At 75.3% G+C, this 18,518-nt stretch carries 6 protein-coding genes; all 6 read left to right on the forward strand.

Annotated elements, in window-relative coordinates:
• Positions 1-4,212 (forward strand): SDR family NAD(P)-dependent oxidoreductase (locus tag ACFVHV_RS22380; protein WP_380352916.1); only part of this gene is annotated, 4,212 nt, incomplete at its 5' end.
• 47 nt (positions 4,213-4,259) lie between these two features.
• Positions 4,260-10,769 carry an SDR family NAD(P)-dependent oxidoreductase gene (locus ACFVHV_RS22385; protein WP_380352917.1) on the forward strand — a complete coding sequence of 2,170 codons (6,510 nt, stop codon included), beginning with the start codon at positions 4,260-4,262 and terminating at the stop codon, positions 10,767-10,769.
• A 71-nt stretch (positions 10,770-10,840) separates the two neighbouring features.
• A complete protein-coding gene (locus ACFVHV_RS22390; RefSeq protein ID WP_380352919.1) occupies positions 10,841-15,406 on the forward strand; it encodes a beta-ketoacyl synthase N-terminal-like domain-containing protein in 4,566 nt (1,521 codons plus the stop codon).
• Positions 15,407-15,422: 16 nt separating this feature from the next.
• Complete coding sequence (locus ACFVHV_RS22395) at positions 15,423-16,991, forward strand: FAD-dependent monooxygenase (protein WP_380352921.1); 1,569 nt, start codon at positions 15,423-15,425, stop codon at positions 16,989-16,991.
• The gene (locus ACFVHV_RS22400) at positions 16,927-17,229 is read left to right on the forward strand and encodes a DUF6059 family protein (protein ID WP_380352922.1); all 303 of its coding nucleotides are present in this window, start codon (positions 16,927-16,929) and stop codon (positions 17,227-17,229) included. The genes ACFVHV_RS22395 and ACFVHV_RS22400 overlap by 65 nt, the downstream gene beginning before the upstream one ends.
• A 202-nt stretch (positions 17,230-17,431) precedes the next feature.
• Positions 17,432-18,385, forward strand: a complete 954-nt coding sequence (locus ACFVHV_RS22405) for a Gfo/Idh/MocA family oxidoreductase (RefSeq protein ID WP_359911225.1) — start codon at positions 17,432-17,434, stop codon at positions 18,383-18,385.
• The last annotated feature ends 133 nt before the right edge of the window (positions 18,386-18,518 follow it).

Consider the following 18,518-nt stretch of genomic DNA (forward strand, 5'->3'; position numbering starts at 1 on the left):
GCGGGGGTCTCCGCGTTCGGTATCAGTGGTACCAACGCGCATGTCGTTCTCGAACAGCCGCAGTCCCAGCCGTCCTCCCCGCCGGTTGATGTGGTGGCGGGTCCGGTTCCGTGGGTGCTGTCGGCCCGTTCCGAGGCGGCGTTGCGCGAACAGGCCGTCAACCTCGCCCGGAGCGTGCGCGAGGTCGACGGCGTCGATCCGGGTGCCGTCGCCCGGGCCCTGGCCACCACCCGCACCCACTGGAACCACCGCGCGGCGGTCGTCGCTCGCGACCTGGACGGCTATCTCGTGGGCCTGGACGAACTGGCGGAGGGCGGCACGACTCCCGACGTGGTCGGCGCCGTCGCCGGCTCCGGGGCGGTGGCGTTCATGTTCACCGGGCAGGGCAGCCAACGTACCGGCATGGGACGGGAGTTGTACCGGTCCCAGCCGGTCTTCGCCGCTGCCGTCGACGAGTTGTTCGCCGAACTCGACCGGCACCTGGAACGCCCGCTGGCCGACGTGGTGTTCGCCGATCCGGGGAGTGCGGAGGCGGCACTGCTCGACGGAACCGCGTACACCCAGCCGGCGCTGTTCGCCCTCGAGGTGGCCCTGTTCCGGCTGCTAGAGCACTGGGGCGTGCGTCCCGGTCTGCTGCTCGGGCACTCGGTCGGTGAGATCGCGGCCGCGCACGTGTCCGGCGTGCTGGGGCTGCCGGACGCGGCGAAGCTGGTCACGGCCCGGGGCCGGCTGATGCAGGCGCTTCCGCCGGGCGGGGCGATGCTCGCCGTCGAGGCGGACGAGGAGCAGGTGCGGGCGCTGATCGAGCGCCACGGGTCCGCGGTGGACCTGGCCGCGGTGAACGGCCCGACGTCGGTGGTGATCGCCGGGGACGAGGACGCCGTCGCCGAACTGGCTCGCGAACTCGCCACGGCGGGGCGCAGGACGAAGCGCCTGGCGGTCAGCCACGCCTTCCACTCCGCGCACATGGACGACATGCTGGCGGAGTTCCGCGTCGTCGCGGAGGGCCTCGACTACCGGCCCGCGACCGTCCCGGTGATCTCCGCACTGACGGGCCGGCCGGCCGGTGACGAGGAACTGGGGTCGGCCGAGTACTGGGTGCGCCATGCCCGCGGCACGGTGCGCTTCGCCGACGCGGTGCGCCGGGCTCAGGAAGCGGGCGCCGAAGTGCTGCTGGAACTCGGTCCGGGAGCGGTCCTGACGCCGATGGCCCTGGACAGCTGGCCCGCCGGGGCCGAACGGCCCGTCGCGGTGCCGGTGCTGCGCGCCGACCGGCCGGAGGACCTCAGCGCGGCCGTCGCGCTGGCCCGGCTGCACGTGCACGGGGCCGAGGTCGACTGGCCGGCGCTGCTCGACTCAACCGGAGGCTCGGGGAATCACCCCGGGACCGGTGCGTTCGCGGTGCCGAGCTACCCCTTCCAGCGGCGGCGCTACTGGCTGGAGCCCACCCCGGCTGTTGGGCAGGTCTCGGCCGCAGGTCTGGGAGAGGTGCTCCACCCGCTCCTGGGCGCGGTGATGGACGACCCCGAGTCGGAGGCGCTGAGCCTGACCGGCCGGGTGGCGGAGGCCACCCACCCGTGGCTGGTCGAGCACACGATCGCCGGAGCGGTACTGCTGCCCGGCACGGCGATCCTCGACCTGCTGCTGCACACCGCGGGCCGGGTCGGCGCGGACGAGGTGCGGGAACTGCTGTTGGAGTCCCCGGTCGTGTTGCCCGCGGGCAGGGGGCTCCAGCTCCGGCTGGTCGTCGGCGCGCCGGGGGACGACGGGGATCGGTCGGCCGCCCTGTACGCCCGGCCCGAGGACGATGCCTCGTCCACGGGGTGGACGAAGCACGCCACGGCGCGGCTGAGCCCGGGCACGGCCGGAACGCCCGGGCAGGATCCGGCGGACCACCACGGGCCGTGGCCGCCCGCCGGGGCCACCGCCCTGTCCGTCGAGACGTTCTACCCGGACCTCGCGGCCCTCGGGCTCGGCTACGGCCCGCTGTTCCGGGGACTGCGCGCCGCCTGGCGCGAGGGCGGCACCGTACTGGTGGAGGCCGAACTGCCGGAGGGCACCGACCCGGACGGCTTCGTGCTCCACCCGGCCCTGCTCGACTCCGCACTGCACGGATTCCTGCTGCTGCGGGACGACCCGGCGCCGGTGCTGCCGTTCGCCTGGAGCGGCGTGCGGGTGGCGGGGACGGGCGCCACGGCGCTGCGGGCCCGCATCACCGAGCTCGCGGCGGACCGCGTACGCGTCGAGGCCTGGGACCGGGACGGGCGGTTCCTCGCCCGGATCGACTCGTTGGCCTGCCGTCCCCTTCCCACCGGGGTCCTCGGTGGCGAACGAGGCGGCCTGTACGCGACGGAATGGGTCGAGGCAGCCCTGCCGGCCGCGCCGGCCGGCCTGCGGTGGGCGCTGCTGGGCGGCGAGGACCCGGAGACGGAGGCGGTCGGCCTGCCGGCCGGAGCGGGACGTCACCCGGACGTCGCCGCGCTCGCCGCCGCGGACGGCGACGCACCGGAGGTGGTGGTGGCGCCCTGCCCGGCCTTCGCCCCGTCGACGGCGCGAGCCGCGGAGAGGGTGCGCACGGAAACCGCGGGCTTCCTCGCCGTGCTGCAGTCCTGGCTGGCGGAGGAGCGGCTGTCCGGCAGCCGCCTGGTCGTGCTCACCCGCGGCGACGGGCCGGCCGACGCGGCGGTGCGTGGACTCGTGCGGGCCGCACAGCGCGAACACCCCGGTCGGTTCGGGCTGGTGGAGACCGACGGGCGGAGCACCGTCGAGCTGCTGCTCGCCGCCTGTGCCGGGGACGAGCCCGAGGTGGCCCTGCGGGACGGTGCGGCGCGTGTCCCGCGCCTGGCCCCGGTGTCCGTCGACGCCGAGGCGACGGCCCCGGTGCTGGACCCCGACGGCACCGTGCTGATCACCGGCGCCACCGGCGCGCTCGGCCGCCAGGTTGCCCGTCACCTGGTCCGGAGGCATGGTGTGAGCCACCTGCTGCTGGTCAGCCGCGGCGGCGCCGATGCCGAGCTGGCGGCCGAACTGGCCGCGGACGGCGCGGCCGTGACCTTTGCGGCCTGCGACGTCGCGGACCGTGCCGCACTGGCGGCCGTCCTGCGGGACGTTCCGGCGGCACACCCGCTCACCGGGGTGTTCCACGCCGCCGGCGTGGTCGCGGACGGGGTGCTGCGGTCGTTGACCGCCGCGGACCTGGACGCCGTGCTGCGGCCCAAGAGCGACGCGGCGCTGCACCTGGACGAGCTGACCCGGGGCACGGCGCTCGGCGCGTTCGTGCTGTTCTCCTCCATCGCCGGGGTGCTCGGCTCGGCCGGGCAGGCGAACTACGCCGCCGCCAACGCGATGTTGGACGCGCTGGCCGATCAGCGCCGCGACCTGGGCCTCCCCGCCGCCTCCCTGGCCTGGGGCAGCTGGGAGGCCGAGGGGCCCGGCCGCGGCATGACCGGGGCGCTCGACGGCGCGCAGTGGGCGCGGCTGCGCCGCACCGGTGTGGTCCCGCTGACCGCCGAGGACGGACTCGCCCTGCTCGACCTGAGTCTGGCGTCGCGTCAGTCCGCGCTGGTGGCCGCCCGGTTCGACCTGCGCGCGCTGCGCGAGCAGGAGGAGGCGGGTACCGTTCCGGCGGTGCTGCGCGGCCTCGTCCCGGCCCGCCCCCGGCCGGGGACGGGCCGCGCGGTGACCGCCGGCAGTACGCAGGGTGACCGGTTGCGGAGCCGGCTGGACGCGCTGGCCGGGCCGGAACGCGGACAGCTGCTGCTCGACACGGTGCGCCGGCGGGCCGCCGCGGCGCTCGGCCACCTCGACGAGGACGCCGTCCCGCCCGGCCGCGGCTTCCTCGACCTGGGCTTCAACTCGCTCACCGCGGTCGAGTTCCGCAACGACCTGGAGCGGCTCACCGGGCTGCGGCTGAGCACGACCGTGATGTTCGACCACCCCACCCCGGACGCCCTGGCCCGGTACCTGCTGGAACTGACCGGGTCCACGGATCCGGCGCCGGCCGCCTCGCCGGCGTTCACCGGACTGGAGGAGCTCGCCAGGACCCTGACGGAACTCGATGACGCGGCCCGGGCCGGCGCGCTCGTCCAGCTGAGGGACCTGCTGCAGGCACTCGACCGGCCCGCGGCCGGACCCGGGGACGAGGACGGCTTCGAGGACGTCAGCGACGACGAGATCTTCGACTTCATCGACCGCGAGCTCGGGGCCTCCTGATGGGCCACCGAAGGCTGTCTCCGCAGACCCCGAGAGGACGGACCGACGTGACGACCGAACAGAAACTGCGCGACTACCTCAAGCGGGCGACCGGCCAGCTCCAGCAGGCCAACCGTCGCCTGCGCGAAGCCGACGAGGCACGGACCGAACCGATCGCGATCGTCGCGATGAGCTGCCGTTACCCGGGCGACGTCAGCACCCCCGAGGAGCTCTGGCAGCTGGTCGCCGACGGGCGGGACGCGACCGGCGACTTCCCCACCGACCGGGGCTGGGACACCGCGGCGCTGTACGACCCCGACCCGGAGGCGACCGGCCGGACCTACACCACCCGGGGCGGTTTCCTCTACGACGCCGACCGCTTCGACCCGGAGTTCTTCGGACTCAACCCGCGGGAGGCGCTCGCCACCGACCCGCAGCAGCGGCTGCTGCTGGAACTCGCCTGGGAAGCCTTCGAACGGGCCGGAATCCGGCCGCAGGACGTGCGCGGCAGCTCGACCGGCGTGTTCACCGGCGTCATGTACAACGACTACGCCGGTCGGCTGCGGCCGATGCCCGGCGCCTTCGAGGGATACCTGGGCAGCGGCAGCGCGGGCAGCGTCGCCTCCGGTCGGGTCGCCCACACCTTCGACCTCGGCGGGCCCGCCATCACCGTGGACACCGCCTGCTCGTCCTCATTGGTCGCCATCCACCTGGCCGCCGAGTCGCTGCGCCGGGGCGAGTCCGCACTCGCGCTGGCCGGCGGGGTCACCGTGATGGCGACCCCGGACACCTTCGTCGAGTTCAGCCGCCAGCGCGGCCTCGCCCCCGACGGGCGCTGCAAGCCGTTCGCCGCCGCCGCCGACGGCACCGGCTGGGGCGAGGGCGGCGGACTCCTCCTGCTCGAACGGCTCTCGGACGCGGAGCGCAACGGGCACCCCGTGCTCGCCCTGGTCCGCTCCAGCGCCGTCAACCAGGACGGCACCAGCAGCCAGCTCACCGCGCCCAACGGCCCGGCCCAGCAGCGCGTCCTGCGGCAGGCGCTGGCGAACGGCGGACTGCTGCCCTCCGACGTCGACGCCGTCGAGGCGCACGGGACCGGAACCACGCTGGGCGATCCGATCGAGGCCGGCGCGCTGCTCGGTGTCTACGGCCCCGACCGCGCCCCGGACGCCCCGCTGTGGCTGGGCTCGGTGAAGTCCAACCTCGGCCACACCCAGGCCGCCGCCGGCGTGGCCGGCGTGATCAAGACGGTGATGGCGCTGCGCCACGAGGTGCTGCCGCCCACCCTGCACGCCGGGACGCCCTCGCCGTACGTGGACTGGGCGGCGGGCGGTGTCGAGCTGCTGACCGGGCCGGTGCCGTGGCCGCGGCGCGAGAGGCCCCGGCGGGCCGGTGTGTCCTCCTTCGGCATCAGCGGCACCAACGCCCATGTGATCGTCGAGGAGGGCCCGGCCGTCGAGCCGTCTGCTCCGGGCGAACCGGCCGTCGCCACCGGGACCCCGCCATGGGTGCTGTCGGCCCGGACCGGTGCGGCCCTGCGTGCCCAGGCCGGCCGGCTCCGGAACTGGCTCGGCGGCGCCCGGACCGGCGATGCCGAGATCGCCGCCGCGCTGGCCGGTGACCGCACCCTCTTCGAGCACCGCGCCGTTCTGCTCGGCGGCGACCGCGACCGGATGACGGCCGCCCTCGACGCCCTCGCCGCCGGGCGCGACACCCTCGACCTGGTCGAGGGAAGGGTCGCACCCGCGGGCCGTACCGTCCTGGTCTTCCCCGGGCAGGGCACCCAGTGGGTGGGCATGGCCGGCGACCTGCTCGACCGCTCGCCGGTGTTCCGGCGCGCGCTGGAGGACTGTGCGGACGCGCTCGGCCCGCACACCGACTGGTCGCTGCTGGACGCGGTGCGCACCGACGGCAACGCGGAGCTGCTGCAACGTGTGGACGTCGTCCAGCCCGCGCTGTTCGCGATGATGGTGTCGCTCGCGCGGCTGTGGCGATCCGTCGGCGTGGTTCCGGACGCCGTCGTCGGCCACTCCCAGGGCGAGATCGCCGCCGCCCACGTCGCCGGCGCGCTCGACCTGGACGACGCCGCGCGCGCGGTCGCCCTGCGCAGCCGCGCCGTGGCCCGGCTGGCCGGCACCGGCGCGATGGCCTCGATCGCGCTCGGCGCGGAGCAGGTCGCCCGAACGCTCGCGGCCGGTCGGCCCGGCGTGCAGATCGCCGCCGTAAACGGCCCCAACGCCACTGTCGTGGCGGGCGACCTCGGTTCGGTCCGGGCACTCCTCGACGAGTACCGGACGGCCGGAGTGAAGGTCCGCCCGCTCCCCGTCGACTACGCCTCGCACTCCCCGCACGTCGAGGCCATCGAACAGGAGGTCACCGAGGCGTTGGCCGGCCTGAAGCCGCGTACCGCCGACACCGCCTTCTACTCGACCGTCACCGCCGGCCCGATCGACACCGGTACCCTCGACGCCGACTACTGGTACCGCAACCTGCGCCGGCCCGTCCGATTCGACGAGGCCACCCGCCGACTCACCGCGGACGGCTACACCGTGTTCGTGGAGTCCAGCCCGCACCCCGTGTTGACCTCCGCCGTCGAGGAGACCGCCGAGCAGTCCGGCACGACCGTCACCGCGGTCGGCACGCTGCGCCGCGAGGAACCGGCCGCCGACCGCTTCCTGCGCTCCGCAGCCGAACTGCACACCCAGGCCGCGGACGTCGACTGGACCGCCCTGCGCACCGTCTCGCCGTCCCGCGAGGCGGTGCCGCCCACGTACGCCTTCCAGCGCCGCCGGCTGTGGATCGACACCCCGGTCGGAGCCGGCGACGCCGCCGGGCTGGGTCTGGAGCCGGCCGGGCACCCGATGCTCGGCGCGGCGCTGGGCACCGCCGAACCCGGAACCCTGGTGCTGACCGGCCGGATCTCCCGGCGCACCCACCCCTGGCTGACCGGCCACGCGGTGGCCGGAAGCGTGCTCGTCCCCGGCACCGCGCTGCTCGAACTCGCCCTGCACGCCGCCGCCCGGGTCGGTGGCGGCGCGGTGGAGGAACTCACCCTGGAAGCACCGCTGCCGCTGCCCGAGGAGGACGCGGTGCAGCTCCAGGTCGCCGTCACCGCGGACGGCGAAGGCCGGCACCGCGTCACCGTCCACTCCCGGACCGCGCCCGACGGCACCCCCGGCGACTGGATCCGCCACGCCTCCGGCACCCTGGCCCAGCAGCCGCCCGCCACCCCTGCCACCCCTGCCACCGCCTGGCCGCCGTCCGGCGCGCAGCCCGTCCCGCTCGACGGCGTGTACGGGCGGCTCGCCGACCTCGGCTACCACTACAGCGGAGCGTTCCAGGGCCTGCGCGCACTGTGGCAGGACGGGGACGAGCTGCACGCCGAGGTGGAACTGGCCGCCGACTCGGACGACACCGGCCACGGGATCCACCCGGCGCTGCTCGACGCCTGTCTGCACGCGCTGCTCGTCGCCGACCCGCCCGAGGACGGCCTGCTCCTGCCCTTCCACTGGAGCGGCGTGCGTCTGCACGCGGCGGGTGTCCGCACCCTGCGGGTCCGGCTGCGACCCACCGGCGAGCAGACGCTGGAGCTGGCCGCCGCCGACGTCCACGGCCGCCCCGTCCTCGACGCGGCGGCCCTGACACTGCGCCCGATCGACCCGGCCAGGCTCGCCGCAGGCACCCGTGAGGCCCGGGACGGCATGTTCCACCTCGGCTGGCGGCCCCGGCCCGGGACCGCCGATCCGGCGCCCGAGGCCGGCCCGTTCGTGCTGCTCGCCGCGCCCGTCCCCGGAGGTCGTTCCGCCGCCGAGGACGCGGCCCACAGGCTGGCCGACCACCCCGAACAGCCGATCCGTCACCTGAGCCTCGACGGGCTCCGGGCCGCCCTCGCCGCCGGTGCGCCCAGCCCCGAGCACGTACTGGTCCTCGTGCCGTCGCAGGAGGGGGAGGACGTCGCGGGCGACACCCACCGGCTGACCGCCGGGCTGCTCGGCCTGCTCCAGGACTGGCTGGCCGACGAGACGCTCGCCGGCTCCCGGCTCGTCCTCGTCACCCGGCGGTCCGTCTCCACCACGGCCGACGAGCCCGCGCCCGATCTCGCCGGCGCGGCAGTCTGGGGTCTGGTCGGCGCGGCGATGGCCGAGAGCCCCGACCGGTTCGGTCTGGTCGACGTCGACGAGCACTCCCTCGACGCGCTGCCGGCGGCTCTCACCGCCGGCGAATCCAGGTTCGCGCTGCGCTCCGGAACGGTGCTCCTGCCGCGTCTGGCCCGCTCCGCCGGACCGCACCCCGACCTGGCGGTTCCCGACCGGCGGACCTGGCGGCTCGACCTGACCGAGCGCGGGAGCCTGGAGAACCTCGTCCTGGCCGACTGCCCCGAACTCGGGGAGGAACTACGACCGGGACAGGTCCGGGTGGCGCTGCGCGCGGCCGGCCTGAACTTCCGCGACGTGCTGATCGGTCTCGGCATGTACCCGGGCGACGGGCGGATGGGAGGCGAAGGCGCCGGCGTCGTCCTGGAGACCGGGCCCGGCGTCACCGAGCTGCGGCCCGGCGACCGGGTCATGGGCCTGATCACCCACGGCACCGGCCCCGTCGCGGTCACCGACCACCGGATGCTGACGCCCGTTCCGGCCGGGTGGTCGTACGCGCAGGCCGCCACCGTCCCCATCGTCTTCCTCACGGCCTACTACGGGCTGCAGGACCTCGCCGGTGCCCGGCGCGGCGAACGCGTGCTGCTGCACGCGGCCACCGGCGGCGTCGGCATGGCCGCCCTGCAACTCGCCGAGCACTGGGGCCTCGAAGTGCTCGCCACCGCCAGTCCCGCCAAGTGGCCGGTGCTGCGCGCCCTCGGCGTGCCCGAGGAACGCATCGCCTCCTCCCGCGAACTCGGTTTCGAGGCCATGGTCGCGGAGCGCACCGGTGGAGCGGGCGCGGACATCGTGCTCAACTCGTTGGCCAAGGAGTTCGTCGACGCCTCGCTGCGCTCCCTGCGCCCGGGCGGCCGGTTCGTCGAAATGGGCAAGACCGACATCCGGGACGCCGATACCGTCGCCCGCGAGCACCGGGGCGTCCGCTACCGGGCCTTCGACCTGCTCGACGCCGGGCCCGAACGGATCCGGCGGATGCTCGCCGATCTCGGAAGGCTGTTCGCCGAGGGCGTGCTCGCCCCGCTGCCCGTGCACAGCTGGGACGTCCGGCAGGCCAAGGACGCGCTCCGATTCCTCTCACAGGCCCGGCACACCGGCAAACTCGCACTCGCGCTGCCCGTCCCGCGCGACCCCGAGGGCACCGTACTGCTCAACGGCGGCACCGGCACCCTCGGCGCGATGGTCGCCCGCCACCTGGTGCGGGAACGCGGCGCCACCCGCCTGCTGCTGGTCGGTCGGCGTGGCCCCGAGGCACCCGGGGCGGAGGAACTCGCCAAGGAACTGACCGCCCTCGGCGCCCACGTCGACCTCGTGTCCTGCGACACGGCCGACGAACAGCAGCTCGCCGCCCTGTTGGCCGGCATACCCGCCGAGCACCCGCTGACCGCGGTCGTGCACCTCGCCGGGGTGCTCGACGACGCGACCGTCGCCAACCTCACCGAGGACAAGCTGCGCGCCGTGCTGCGCGCCAAGGTCGACGCGGCCTGGAACCTGCACCGGCTCACCGAACACCTCGACCTGTCGGACTTCGTGCTGTTCTCCTCGCTGGCCTCCACCGTCGGCGCCCCCGGCCAGGCCAACTACGCCGCCGCCAACGCCTTCCTGGACGCGCTCGCCCGACACCGGCGGGTCCGCGGCCTGCCCGCGGCCTCGCTCGCCTGGGGCCTGTGGGCGCAGGCCAGCGGAATGACCGGCCACCTCGACCGCGACGACCTGGCCCGGCTGCGGCGCGGTGGCGTCCTGCCGATGGGCGAGGAGCTCGCGCTCGGCCTGCTCGACCTCGCCATGGACGGCAGCCACCCGGCCGTGGTCCCCGCCCTGTTCGACCTCGCGGCGCTGCGCCGGCAGGCCGAGACCGAACTGCTCCACCCCGTCCTGCAGGACCTGGTGCGCCGCCCGGCCGGGCGCGACGTCCCCGCCGGGGCCGCCCGGCCGGAGGCGCTCCAGCTGGCCGGCCGGGACCCCGAGGAGCGTCGACGAGCCGTCCTGGAACTGGTCCTCGGCAACGCAGCCCTGGTCCTCGGCCACGACTCGCCCGACGGCGTCCGACCGGACCGGCCCTTCAAGGACCTCGGATTCGACTCCCTCACCGCCGTTGAGCTCCGCAACCGGCTCAACCGCGCAACCGGGCTGCGCCTGCCCGCGACCGTGATCTTCGCCCACCCCACCGCCGGGCAGCTGACCGAGTACGTGCTCGCCCAACTCGCCCCGGCCGGGCCCACGCTGCTCGCTGAACTGGACCGTCTGGAGGCGCGGCTCACCGCCGAAGACCCCGACGACATGCCGCGGGAGGAACTGCTCGCCCGCCTGGAGGCGATGGCGCAGCGCCTGCGGCCCGCCGAGCCGGACACGGCGCCGGAGGCCGGCATCGATGCCGCCAGCACCGAGGAGATCTTCGCCCTGATCGACCGGGAACTCGGCCGATGAGCAGCGCGCCGGGGCCGCGCACCGCCGCACACCGCCGTGGACCGCACCCAACCGGAGAGGCCGGGCCAGCCGTGACCGAGGAAGCCAAACTCGCCGACTACCTGAAGCGGGTCACCGCCGACCTGCTGAGGACCCGCCGCCGCCTGCAGGAGGTGGAGGCGGAGCGAACCGAACCGATCGCCGTCGTCGGCATGGCGTGCCGCTACCCGGGCGGTGTGCGGAGCCCCGAGGACCTGTGGGAGCTGGTGGCCTCCGGTACCGACGCCATCACCCGCTTTCCCGCCGACCGCGGCTGGGACCTCGACGCCGTCCACCACCCGGATCCCGAGCACCGTGGTACCAGCTACGTCGACCAGGGCGGATTCCTGCACGAAGCGGGTGATTTCGACGCGGCGTTCTTCGGAATGAGCCCCCGTGAGGCCCAGGCCACCGACCCGCAGCAGCGGCTGCTGCTGGAGATCGCCTGGGAGGCCGTCGAACGGGCGGGCATCGACCCGGCGACGCTGCGGGGCACCGACACCGGCGTGTACGCGGGTGTCATCGCACAGGACTACGGGCCGGTGACCGTGCACGGTGTCCCGGCCGACATCGAGGGCTTCGCGATCGGCAACCAGACCAGCGTCGCGTCCGGCCGGGTCTCCTACACGCTCGGCCTGAACGGCCCCGCGATCACTCTGGACACCGCCTGCTCCTCCTCACTGGTGGCGATCCACCTGGCCGCCGGCGCCCTGCGCGACGGGACGTGCTCGCTGGCCCTGGCGGGCGGTGTGACCGTGCTGCCGAGCCCGCGCGGCTTCGTCGAGTTCAGCCGCCAGCGCGGCCTCGCCCCGGACGGGCGCTGCAAGCCGTTCGCCGCCGCTGCCGACGGCACCGCGTGGGCGGAGGGCGCCGGGGTCCTGCTGCTGGAGCGGCTGTCCGACGCACGCCGGGCCGGCCGTCGCGTGCACGCCGTCATCACCGGTACCGCCGTCAACCAGGACGGCGCCAGCAACGGGCTGACCGCGCCGAGCGGCCCCGCACAGGAACGGGTGGTCCGCCGAGCGCTGGCCGAGGCACGGCTGCTCGCGGCCGACGTCGACGCGGTCGAGGCGCACGGCACCGGAACCCCGCTCGGCGACCCGATCGAGGCGCAGGCGCTGCTCGCCACCTACGGACAGGGCCGGCCCGCGGACCGGCCGTTGTGGCTGGGTTCGGTCAAGTCGAACCTCGGGCACACCCAGGCCGCCGCAGGGGTGTGCGGGGTGATCAAGACGATCGAGGCGATCCGCCACGGTCGGCTGCCGCGCACCCTGCACGTCGACGCGCCGTCGCCGCACGTCGACTGGTCCGCCGGCGCGGTCCGGCTGCTCACCGAGGACGTTCCCTGGCCCGCGGTGGACCGGCCGCGTCGTGCCGCGGTCTCGTCGTTCGGGATCAGCGGCACCAACGCCCACGTCATCGTCGAACAGTGCTCCGACACCGACACCGACACCGACACCGACACGGACACCGACACCGGAGCCGGCGCCGCGGCCCCGTGCCGGGTCGGCGTGTCCGGCCCGCGCCCATGGGTGCTCACCGCCCGCACGCCGTCCGCGCTGGCGAGCGGCGCCCACCGGCTGCTGCACCACCTGCGCACCCGGACGGAGGCTGACGAGGCGATCGGCTGGGCCCTCGCGACCACCCGCACCCCGTTCGAGCACCGCGCCGTCGTGGTGGGCGGAGACCGTGAGGCGTACACCGAGGGTCTGCGGGCGTTGCACGAGGGCCGCACCTCGACGCGTCTGCTGACCGGCCGGGCCTCGGCCCCGCCGAGGGTCGCTTTCATGTTCTCCGGTCAGGGCGGCCAGCGGCCCGGCATGGGCGGCGAGCTGTACCGCGCCCACCCGGTTTTCGCCACCGCCTTCGACGCGGCGTGCGAGGCCCTCGACCCGCACCTGCCGCGGCCCCTGCGGGAGGTCGTCGGAGCCCGGGCGGGCACCCCCGAGGCCGCGCTGTTGGACCGCACCGAGTACGCACAGCCGGCCCTGTTCGCCCTCCAGATCGCGCTGTTCCGTCTGATCGAGGCCTTCGGCGTCCGGCCGGACGCGTTGATCGGGCACTCGGTGGGCGAACTGGCCGTCGCCCACTGCGCCGGAATGCTGTCGCTCCCCGACGCGGCCGGGCTGGTCGCCGCCCGTGGCCGGCTGATGGGGGAACTCCCCGACGGCGGCGCGATGATCGCCGTGGAGGCCACCGAGGCCGAGCTCCTGGAGGCCGTCTCCGGTCTGGAGGACCGGCTCGGCGTCGCGGCCGTCAACGGTCCCCGGGCGGTGGTGCTGTCCGGAGCGGCCGCGGAGGCGCAGGAGGTCGCCGAGCGCCTCCGCCGCCAGGGCCGCAGAGTCCGCCGGCTCACCGTGAGCCACGCCTTCCACTCGCCGCTGATGGAGCCGATGCTCGACGGCCTCCGCAAGGCCGCCGCCGAACTCGACTTCGCCCCGCCGCACACCCACGTGGTCTGCGGCTCCACCGGGGACAGCGCCGACGGGCGACTGGCCACCCCCGACTACTGGGTGGAGCACGCGCGGGGCACGGTGCGTTTCCACGACGGGCTGCGGCGGCTGCAGGAAGCCGGGATCGAGGCGTACCTCGAACTCGGACCCGACAGCGTGCTCGCCGCCCTCGCCCAGCGTCCCCCGGCGGCCGCCGCCGGAGGATCCGAGTCCGCTCCGCCGCGGGTGGTCGTCCCGTCGCTGCGCCACGACCGTGCCGAGCCCGAATCGGTGCTGGCCGCCCTGGCCGCCCTGTACGTCGAAGGCGTCGAGGTGTCCTGGCGGACGGCCTTTCCGGTCCCACCCACCGCTCCGGCACAGCTGCCGACCTACCCGTTCGAGCGGAAGCGCCACTGGTTGCGGCCGGCCGACCCGGGCCACGGCGCGACCGAGCGGTGCCGGGCCGTCGACCACGCCGACGCCACCGGGCGGACCGGGCAGGACGGCGACCGCTCCGCGACCCCGGCCGAGCCCTCGAACACGCCGACCGGCGCGCGCAGCCCCGACCCGGCCGGGGCCGAGGGCGGCTCCGGGTACCGGCCCGGGTGGCGTCGGATCCCGCCGCCGGACGTACCGCTGCTCTCCGGCTGCTGGCTCGCCGTCCTGCCCGCGGACGCCGCCGCCGAGCCGTACCCGGCTGCCGTCCTCGCCGCCCTCCGGGACAGTGGCGCCGAGGTGATCCCGGTCCTCGTCGGTCCGGCCGACTCGGACCTGACCGGAGCGTTGCGCGCGGCCCTCGCCTCCGCCCCGGCCGGCGTCCCACCGACGGGCGTGCTCTCGCTGCTCGCCCGCCACGACCGTTTCCCGCCGTCGGCCGCGGAGCCCGCGCCCGAGGCGGAGGCCACCGAACGCCTCGACGCGGCCCTGCTGGAGGTCGGGCTGGACGCGCCGCTGTGGTGTCTCACCCGCGCCGCCGTCGAGCCCGACGGGCCGGAGCCCGGAGCAGCCGCCGGCCGGCTGTGGTCGCTCGCCGACGTCCGCAGGGCCGCGCCCGTCCCCTGGTTCGGGCTGGTGGACCTGCCCGAGCAGCCCACCGGGCGCGTCCTGTCCTGGCTGGTCGCACTGCTCGCCGATCCGTCCGGTCCCGAGCACGCCGTGATCCGGCCCGGCGGCGTGCAGGTTCGGCGCCTGGCCCGGACGGCCGGGCGATCCGCCGGGCCGGCGGCGCGCACGACCGGCACCGTCCTGGTCACCGCCGGCCCGGCCGCGCCGACCGCGGCAGCGATCCGGTGGGCGGCGGAGCACGGCGCCGCCCAGGTTCTGCTCCTCGCCCGGGACGGGCAGGCCGAGCGGTTCTCCGCGTCGCCCGGCTGCGGGCTCGTGGTCCGTGACCGCGTCCCGACCGACCGGGCCGCGATGGCCGCCGTCCTCGCCGACCTTCCGGAGGATCGGCCGCTGAGCGCGGTCCTGCACCTGGCGGCCCTCGCCGATCACGGGGCGGACGAACAGTCCTCCGCCGCGGCGCTGGCGCTCCATGAGGTGACGGCCGGGCTGCCGCTCACCCACTTCGCCCTGTTCGCTCCGCTCGCTCCGCTGCTCGGCGGGGGCTCCGCCGGGTCGACGACGACGCTGCGGGCCGTCCACGACGCGGTGGCCCGTGAGCGCCGGGCCGCCGGGCTGCCCGGCCGCAGCGTGACCTGGGCCGAACCCTCGGACCCCGCGGACGCGATGCGACACGCCATGCTCGGCGAGGAGGCCGCCCTGCTGGTCGCCGACCTCCCGTTGACCGACCTGCTCACCGCGTTCGCCGGGAGTCCCGTTCCGCCGTCGCTGCGCGAACTGCTCGGCCGGGCCCGGCCCGTCGACGACCCCGCGGCGCCCGACGCGTCCGGGACCCGTCTGACCGCGCACCTGGCGGACCTGCCCGCGGAGCAGCGCCAGGACGCGCTGCTGTCGCTGGTGCGCAGGAGCACAGCGTTCGTTCTCGGGCACGCCGCCCACGACGCCGTGCCCGGGGACATCTCCTTCGCCGACCTGGGCCTCACGTCCTTCACCGCGTTCGAACTGCGCACCCGCCTGGTGGACGCCACCGGCGTCGATCTGCCGCTGACGGAGATCTTCGAGAACCCCACCCCGTCCGCACTCGCCGGCTACCTGCACACCGTGCTCCCCGTCACCGCACCCTGAGGAAGGAAGTCCCGTCATGGACGCCGATGCCCGCCCCGATGCGGACGTGCTGGTGGTGGGGGGCGGCCCGGTCGGCCTGTTCCTCGCCGGCGAACTCGGCCTGGCCGGCGCGTCCGTCCTCGTGGTCGAGAAACTCGACCGGAACGGACGCCCGGACAGCCCCGCGCTGCGCGGAGTCACCACCCGCACGATGCGCACCCTGGCACTGCGCGGACTGGACAGGCCGATCGTCGAGGCGGCCGAGCAGGCGCTGCGCACGCTGATCGGCACTGCCGCCACCCTCGCCCCCGCCCGTGCCCGGGGGTCCGAGGCACCCGGCCAGGTCGCCTCGACCAAGCTCGGGAACGGCGGCGCCACCAAGGGGCACATTGCCATGGTGCCGCTGACGGATCCGGCCGGGGAGCACTCCGACGTGTCGCTGCTCCCGGTGCCCTACGCCGCTCTGCGCGAGGTGTTCGCCGAACGCGCCCGGCAGCACGGCGTCCGGTTGACGCACGGTCGCGGCGTCGTCGCCCTGGAGTCCGAACCGGGCGGAGTGGCCGCCCGACTCGACGACGGCCGGACCGTCCGGGCCCGCTACCTGGTCGGTGCCGACGGTGGACGCAGTACCGTCCGCCGACTCGCCGGATTCGACTTCCCCGGCACCGAACCCACACTGTTCGCGGTCGGCGGTGAGGACGTCACCCTGGTCGGCCCTGAGAGGCTCCCCCGCGGATTCACCCGGACTCCCGTCGGCGCGCTCATGGTCGACGTCGTTCCCGGCCAGGTCGTCGCCCTCGAATTCGACCGCCCGCCCGCGGACCGTCACGCCCCCGCCACCGCGCGGGAACTCCAGGCGGCGCTGCGCCGGGTCAGCGGCGTCGAGGTGACCGTCGCGCGGGTGCGCTCGCCGTTCCGCTACAACGACAACGCCCGGCAGGCCGTGAGCTACCGCCGTGACCGGATCCTGCTCGCCGGCGACGCCGCCCACGTCCACTCGCCGTTCGGCGGACAGGGCGTCAACCTCGGTGTCCAGGATGCCGCCAACCTCGGCTGGAAGCTCGCCCGTGTGGTCCGCGGAACCGCACCGTCCCGACTCCTCGACACCTACACCGCGGAACGGCACGCCCCTGCCGCCCGGGTCCTGCGCAACTCCCGTGCCCAGGCAGCGCTGCTGCGCCACGGCCCGCAGATCGACGCGGTGCGCGAGCTGATCGCCGACCTGGCCGAAGTGCCCCAGGCGAAACGGATGCTGATCGAGATGCTGCACGCACTGGATGTCACCTACGACCACGGCCGCCCCGCGGGCCACCCCCTGGTCGGTCGCTTCGCTCCCGATCTGCTGGCGCCCGACGGTCCTGCCGTCTTCGAGGACGGGCGCGCCGTCCTGCTCGACGCGACGCCCGCCGCCGAACACCGGCCGGCCGTCGTCGGCCGCCCGGACGTCCGCTGGGCCCGGACGGGGTTCCCCGACCACCCGGCTCTCGCCGCCGTCCTGGTCCGCCCCGACGGTTACGTGGCCTGGGCCGGCGACGGGGCGGATGCCCGGCCCCGGCTTGCGGAGGCACTGGACGACTGGTTCGGCCGCCCGTCGGCCACGTCCTGACGTGCGGTGGTACCTACCGGCCCGCGCCGGGGTGATCATCCTGTTGCGCTGCGTGGGCCGCGTTCTGATCACCTACGGCAACTGCTGGTTCCCGCCCCCGGCCCCGCCGGATCCGCCCGCCCGGGGCCCCGGCGCGGGTCACCCCGAGCGGACCTGCCCCGAACTGCCTCCCACCGCGGTCGAGCTGATGCTCTGGCGTCAACTCGACCGCGGTGGATCGCGCCGTCGCCGGCCCTGAGGGCGTACCCGCACCCGCACCCGCCGTGCGGCCGGCGGCGAACGTCCCGCCCGCGAAAGGTCCCGGCGGCGAAGGTCCGGGAGGAGGAGCTCGCCCGGTGAGCGCGAGGGCTCCTCGGCGGCGGGTCGGCGGCGGGTTGGTGGCGCGGGGGAGCCGGTGCATAGGGTGGGGCCGATGTGTCGCCGTACCCGTGGAGAATCCGATGAATTCGACCCCTGTTTCCGACGGCCTTCTCCCGGTCGGGGTGATCGGGCTCGGTGACATCGCGCAGAAGGCGTATCTGCCGGTGCTCACCGCGCTGCCCGGGCTGGACGTCCGGCTGATGACCCGGGACGCGGCGAAGCTGGACCGGATCGGCGAGGCCCACCGGATCGCCCCCGAGCACCGCTTCACCGACCTCGGCGCCCTGATCGGCAGCGGGATCCGGGCGGCGTTCGTGCACGCCGCGACCAGTCAGCACGTGCCGATCGTGGAGCAGCTGCTCACCGCCGGGGTGGACGTCTACGTCGACAAGCCGCTCGACCAGACCCTGGACGGCGCCCGCCGGCTGGTCGACCTCGCCGACCGCACCGGCCGCTCGCTGATGGTCGGCTTCAACCGCCGCCACGCGCCCGGCTACGTCCAGGCCAAGGAGCGTCCGCGCGATCTGATCGTGCTGCAGAAGAACCGCGAGGGCCTGGCCGAGGCGGCACGCCCGCTGGTGTTCGACGACTTCATCCACGTGGTGGACACCCTGCGTTTCCTGGCCCCCGGCGAGATCGAGCACGTGGACGTCCGCTCGCGGGTCCGCGACGGCCTGGTCGAGCACGTCGTCCTCACCCTGGCCGGCGACGGCTTCACCGCCCTGGGCATCATGAACCGGGTCTCCGGCTCCACCGAGGAGGTGCTGGAGGTCTCCGGCGGCGACTCCAAGCGCGAGGTGCGCAACCTGGCCGAGGTGGTCGACCACCGCGGCCAGCCGACCGTCCGCCGCCGCGGCGACTGGGTGCCGGTGGCCCGTCAGCGCGGCATCGAGCAGTGCGTGCTGGCCTTCCTGGCGGCCGTCCGCGCCGGGCACACCCTGGACGCCCATGACGCGCTGCGCACCCACGAGCTGTGCGAGCTGGTCGTGGAGCGGATCGGGGCTTCCTGGGAGTCGGCTGGGAGCGGGCTGTGAGGATCCTGGGCTGACCTGGTGTCAAGTCATCTCCGGGGAACCGACAGTTCACCGGCAGGGTCTTGTCGGGGCATTTTCTACGCGCGTATCTTGAGGGGCGCCGCGGGGGGTGGGTGTCCGTCCCCCGCTTCTT

The organism is Kitasatospora sp. NPDC127116 (genome assembly GCF_042677365.1).
GTDB lineage: Bacteria > Actinomycetota > Actinomycetes > Streptomycetales > Streptomycetaceae > Kitasatospora > Kitasatospora lactacystinica.